6 protein-coding genes are annotated in these 4480 nt (G+C 76.3%); 2 read left to right on the top strand and 4 right to left on the bottom strand.

Going from position 1 to position 4480, the window contains the following annotated elements; genetic code table 11:
- The first annotated feature begins 215 nt into the window (after positions 1 to 215).
- Together EAD98_RS00895 and crcB are read left to right on the top strand one after the other, a co-directional pair.
- A complete protein-coding gene (locus tag EAD98_RS00895) occupies positions 216 to 710 on the top strand; it encodes a CrcB family protein (protein ID WP_121652199.1) in 495 nt (164 codons plus the stop codon).
- A complete protein-coding gene (gene crcB / locus EAD98_RS00890) occupies positions 707 to 1069 on the top strand; it encodes a fluoride efflux transporter CrcB (protein WP_121652198.1) in 363 nt (120 codons plus the stop codon). Before EAD98_RS00895 ends, crcB begins: the two co-directional genes overlap by 4 nt.
- A gap of 254 nt (positions 1070 to 1323) precedes the next feature.
- On the opposite strand, the gene cobA is transcribed toward crcB, so the two are convergent.
- From cobA to cobJ, 4 genes are all read right to left on the bottom strand, one after another.
- Positions 1324 to 2991: a uroporphyrinogen-III C-methyltransferase gene (gene cobA / locus EAD98_RS00885; protein WP_121652197.1), complete on the bottom strand. Its 1668-nt coding sequence runs from the start codon at positions 2989 to 2991 to the stop codon at positions 1324 to 1326.
- Positions 2988 to 3584 (bottom strand): precorrin-8X methylmutase, encoded by a 597-nt coding sequence (locus EAD98_RS00880; protein WP_121652196.1) that lies wholly within the window; start codon positions 3582 to 3584, stop codon positions 2988 to 2990. Before EAD98_RS00880 ends, cobA begins: the two co-directional genes overlap by 4 nt.
- Positions 3581 to 3778 (bottom strand): DUF362 domain-containing protein, encoded by a 198-nt coding sequence (locus EAD98_RS00875; protein WP_121652195.1) that lies wholly within the window; start codon positions 3776 to 3778, stop codon positions 3581 to 3583. The genes EAD98_RS00880 and EAD98_RS00875 overlap by 4 nt, the downstream gene beginning before the upstream one ends.
- Positions 3766 to 4480 (bottom strand): precorrin-3B C(17)-methyltransferase (gene cobJ, locus EAD98_RS00870; RefSeq protein WP_121652194.1); only part of this gene is annotated, 715 nt, incomplete at its 5' end. The genes cobJ and EAD98_RS00875, both read right to left, overlap by 13 nt.

The following is a 4480-nucleotide window of genomic DNA, read 5'->3' as shown; positions in this document are numbered from 1 at the left end:
CCCCGACGCCCACCGGCCGACCAGCCGACCCCGCGCCGGCCGCCGGCCGGCGTCTGCCTCGCTGGTCGGCCCGGCGCCGGACGGGTGGGCGATATGCTGGCCCCGGAGCCGGAGGGCTCCCGGCGGTGGGGCCCGCCGTCCCGGGTACTGGGAGAACCGCGACGCCGCTCGCCAACGGTCCCTGCCAGTGTGACCCGTGCTGGTAGGGAGGCATCATGTCCGGCCCGCTCGATCCGCGTACCGATCCCGACGTCGACCTGCGGGTTCCCGCCGACCGGGGCGAGCTGACCGCGCGCCCCGCGGCGGTGCTCGCGGCGATCGCGGCCGGCGGGATGCTCGGCGCGCTGGCCCGGGCCGGCCTGCAACACGCCCTCCCCCACCCGCCGACGGGTTTCCCGTGGGCGACGTTCACCATCAACGTGTCCGGCTGTCTGCTGATCGGCGTGCTGATGGCGGTGCTCGGGCACCTCGGCGGCGGACGCCCGCTGGTTCGCCCGTTCCTCGGGGTCGGGGTGCTCGGCGGTTTCACCACCTTCTCCACCTACGCCGTGGACGTGCAGCAGGCGGTGGTCGCGGGCGCCGCGGGCACCGCGCTGGCGTACCTGGCCGCGACGGTGGTCGGCGCCCTCGTCGCGGTGTGGTGCGGTGACGCCGCCGCCGCACGGCTGCTCCATCGCAACGGCCACGACGACGAGCGGCTCGCCCGATGACGGTGCTGCTCATCGCGCTCGGGGCGGCCGTCGGCGCGCCGCTGCGCTACCTCACCGACCGGGCCGTCCAGTCCCGGCACGACTCGGCGTTCCCGTGGGGCACGTTGACCGTGAACGTGTTCGGCTCGCTGCTGCTCGGCGTACTCGTCGGGCTGCCGACCGGCCCGGCGGTCAGCGCGCTGCTCGGCACCGGCTTCTGCGGCGCGCTGACCACCTACTCCACCTTCAGCTACGAGACGCTGCGACTGACCCGGACGGGCAACCGGCTCGTCGCGCTGGCCAACGTGCTGGCCAGCGTCACCGCCGGACTCGCGGCGGCGACCGCCGGCTACGCCCTGGCCCGGGCCCTGACCGGCTGATCCCCGAGGCGCCCGCCGCGTGCCCGGCACCCGAGCCGGACCTCGACGCGGTCACCCGCCGGACGACCGCGAGATCACGCCGCAACCTGGATGTAGTGGCATCGTTCCGCGAGCGAGGCCACTACATCCTGGATCGGGCGCGATCATGCGGAGCGACCCGGCGCAGGAGGCGTCCCGCGAGCGCCACGCGCGAGGGCCCACGGCGTCAGGCGGAGCGCGCGGACCGCGCGGGGCTCACGCGGACGGCGCGGGGCTCAACGCGGGGCGCGGGGCTCACGCGGGGCGCGGGGCTCACGCGGGGGCGCGGCCAGGGCGACCACCGGGCCGAGGACGAAGACGGCGGGCGGGGCGATGCCCTCGCGGGCGGCCACCGCGCCGATCTCGTCCAGCCGGGCCGACACCGACCGCTGGGCGGAGTGCCCGGCGTCCTGGATCGCGAGCACCGGGGTGTCCGGGGCGCGCCCGTGCTCGACCAGCGCAGCGGCGATCTTGGCGATGGTGTCCACCGCCATCAGCAGCACCAGGGTGCCCCGGGTCCGGGCCAGCGCCGCCCAGTCGACCAGCGAATCGGGGTGGCCGGGCGGCAGGTGCCCGGAGACCACGGTGACGTCGTGCGCCACGCCCCGGTGGGTCACCGGCACGCCGGCCAGCGCCGGCGCGGCGATCGCACTGCTCACCCCGGGCACCACGGTCACCGGTACGCCGGCGGCCCGGCAGGCCTGCACCTCCTCGTGGCCGCGCCCGAAGACGTACGGGTCACCGCCCTTGAGCCGGACGACCCGCCGACCGGCGCGGGCGTGCGACACGAGGGCCGCGTTGATCGCGTCCTGGGCCATCGAGGGGCCACGGGGCACCTTGGCGGCGTCGATCACCAGCACGTCGGGGCGCAGCCCGGCGACCAACCCCTGCGGGGCCAGCCGGTCGACCACCACCACGTCCGCGGCGTCGAGCAGTGCCCGGCCGCGTACCGTGATGAGGTCGTCGGGTCCGGGCCCGCCACCGACCACCGCGACCGAGCCGTGGTCGTGCTGGTGGTCGTGCCCGTGGTGGTGGTGATGGTGGCCGCCGACCGGGTCGTCGGGATGGTCGTGCGGGCGTTGCGGGCGGCCCACCTTGTCGGCGAAGCCCGGCATCAGCACCCGGTACGCGCAGGTGTCGCAGTTCATCCGGATGTCACCGCCGAGCGCCTCGGCGTACCGCTGGAGCACCAGGTCGGCCAGCGCGTCGCAGTCGCCGATCAGGTCGGCCACCCGCACGTCCAGGTCGGGGTGGGCGGAGGCGAACTCCGCCGCCTGCGCGGTGATCCGGTCCGGCAGCACGCCGGCGAACAGGAAGTACGGCGCGACCACGATCCGCCGGGCGCCGAGCCGACGCAGTCGGTCCAGCACCGCCGGCACCGACGGTTCCGCGAGGGAGATGAACCCCGGCTCGACGCCCGCGTAGCCGCGCCCCTCCCAGAGCAGCCGGGCGACCTTGGCCACCTCGGCGTTGGCATCCGGGTCGGTGGAGCCCCGACCGATCAGCGCGACCCAGGTGCCGGCCCGGTCCGCGCCGGCCAGTGCCGCGTCGATCCGCTGTTCGAGGGCGTCGTGCAGCAGCGGGTGCGGGCCGAGCGGGCGACCGTAGCGATAGCTCAGCCCGGGGTGGCGCTGCTGTTCGCGTCCCATGGCGGCGGGGATGTCGCCCTTGCCGTGTCCGGCGGCGGTGAGCACCAGCGGCAACGCCACCAGCGCCCGGTGCCCACGCGCGACCAGCGCGCCGACCGCGTCGGTCAGCGGCGGGCGGGACAGCTCGATGAAGCCGCCCTCGACGTCCCCGATGGCACCCGCGGCGCGCCGGCGGACCCGCTCGACCAGTGCGGCGAACTGCTCGACCCCGGCCGCGCTGCGCGTGCCGTGCCCGACGATGACCAACCCGTTCATGGTGTCTCCTCGACGTAGAGCAGGGCGTTGAGGGCGGCGGCGGCGACCGCCGACCCGCCCTTCTCCCCCACGTTGGACACCCCGGGCAGTCCGCTGGCCCGCAGCGCCGCCTTCGACTCGGCCGCGCCCACGAAGCCGACCGGCAGGCCGACGACGAGCGCTGGCGCGGCGTCCAGGGTGAGCAGTTCGACCAGCGCGGTCGGGGCGCAGCCGACCACCCAGACCGCGCCCGGGCCGACCCGGTCCAGCGCGATCCGCACGGCGGCCGCCGAGCGGGTGATCCGGGCCGCCCGACCGAGTTCGGCGGCGGCCGGCTCGGCGATGGGGCAGACCAACTCCAGGCCGGTCCGGGTGATCCCGGCGGCGACCATCGCCACGTCGGTGACCACCGGCACGCCGGCGCGCAGCGCGGCCAGCCCCGATTCCAGGGCCGCCTCGTCGCAGACCAGCTCGTCGACGTACGCCAGGTCGGCGCTGGCGTGCACCACCCGCTCGGTCACCGCCCGGCTCAGCGGCGGCAGGTGGGACAGGTCGACCCGGTCGCGCAGGATCCGGTACGACTCGGCCTCGATGGGGTGCACCGCCCGGCTCATCGGGTTCCTCCACGGTCCAAGGGGTCGGCGACGCGAATCGCGTCGACCGGGCAGATCTCCAGGCACTCCAGGCAGCCGGTGCACCGGTCGGCGCGGACGGTCAGGCCGCCGGCGACCGGCCGGATCGCGTGGGTGGGGCAGGTGAGCAGGCAGGCGCCGCAGCCCTGGCAGGCGCCGATGGTCACGATCGCCACCGGTACCCCCGGGGCGTGACCATCCGGCCGGCGACCAGCCGGGTGTCGCTGCTGCCGACCACGACGACGCTGTACATGTCGACCACGCCCGGGTCGAGGGTGGACAGGATCGCCAGGTGCACGCGTTCGTCGGGGCGGCTGGCGTTGCGTACCACTCCGACCGGGGTGTCCGGCGGCCGGTGCGCGGCGAGGATGCCGAGCGCCTTGCCGAGCTGCCAGTCGCGGGCACGGCTGCGCGGGTTGTAGAAGATCGCCACGAAGTCCCCCTCGGCGGCGGCCGTCACCCGCCGTTCGATGACCTCCCACGGCGTGTGCAGGTCGGACAGGCTCAGGTAGGCGTGGTCGTGGCCGAGCGGGGCGCCGAGCAGCGCGCCGGCGGCGAGCGCGGCGGTCACCCCGGGGACACCCACCACGTCGATCCGCTCGTCGGCGTACTCCAGGGCGGGACTGGCCATCGCGTACACCCCGGCGTCGCCGGAGCCGATCAGCGCGACCGCCCGGCCGGCGGTGGCCTCGGCGACGGCGGCGCGCGCCCGCGCCTCCTCCGCGCCCAGCCCGCTGGAGAGCACCCGGGTGCCCGGTCGGAGCAGGTCGCGCACCTGGTCGAGGTACTGGTCGAGGCCGACCACCACGGCGGCGCGGCGCAGTTCGGCCACCGCGCGCGGGGTGCGCAGGTCGGCGGCCCCCGGGCCGAGCCCGACC

Source organism: Micromonospora sp. CV4, assembly GCF_003667455.1.
Taxonomy (GTDB): Bacteria; Actinomycetota; Actinomycetes; order Mycobacteriales; family Micromonosporaceae; genus Micromonospora.
Note: the sequence above shows the minus strand (reverse complement) of the source record. Positions and strands in the feature narration are given on the sequence as shown.